This window comes from Streptomyces sp. AC627_RSS907 (genome assembly GCF_019049165.1).
Window position 1 is genome coordinate 1 of record NZ_JAGMUE010000415.1, and the last position, 674, is coordinate 674.

Here is a 674-nt window from a genome sequence, read left to right on the forward strand (position 1 = left end):
CTATGGGTCGTGTGCATGTGGTTGTCCTCCTCGGGGACAGGCCCAGCACAGCGGCCCCGGGATGCGCCCCGGGGCCGCGCGCCGTGATCGGTGGAATGTCGGGTCAGGCGGGGGTGATGTCGCTGGCGCTGACGATGTCGTCCCTGCAGACGTGGCCGCTGTCCATGGCGATACGGACGTCCCCGTCGCTGAGGCGCTCCAGGAGGGTGACTCGTCGGCCTGTGGCCTTGAGGCGGTACTGGTCGCTGGGCTGTGCGGTGGGAGTGGTCACGGTGGTCTTCTGCTTGTTCTTGCCGAACATGCTGGGCCCTCTCGTGGATGGGGTTGGTTCAGATCCGGAGTTCGGTTGGACGGGGGGTCTCCCGGCAGTCCCCACCGCTCCCGGGCACCGCCTCAGCGGCCCGGGAGCGTCTGGGCATCACAGGGATGCGCGCTGTGGAACTCCCGCCCCTCCGCGCCAGAGCGCGGGACGGGAGTTCCACGAAGTGACTCAGGCGGGCCGCCCGCGGCCGGTCCAGCCAGCAGGCGCCCTAGGTATGTCGCTGGTTCATCACGGGTCCCTCCGCTCGGGACCTCGGGTGATCACTGGCCACGCGCTGCCCGACCGGAAGGTCGGGATGCTCGCGCGGTCCCCGCCCGCCCCCAAGAGGTCAGGACTCGGCAGACAGGGCCCC

The 674-nt window shown here is 70.5% G+C and carries 1 protein-coding gene; it reads right to left on the minus strand.

The features are described from left to right. Positions 1 to 103: 103 nt before the first annotated feature. Positions 104 to 301 carry a hypothetical protein gene (locus tag KUM32_RS36205; protein ID WP_176162683.1) on the minus strand — a complete coding sequence of 66 codons (198 nt, stop codon included), beginning with the start codon at positions 299 to 301 and terminating at the stop codon, positions 104 to 106. Positions 302 to 674 lie beyond the last annotated feature (373 nt).

What these genes read in the sequence shown, in the direction of transcription:
- KUM32_RS36205 (WP_176162683.1), bottom strand. Translation starts at nt 301, where the DNA reads ATGTTCGGCAAGAACAAGCAGAAGACCACCGTGACCACTCCCACCGCA.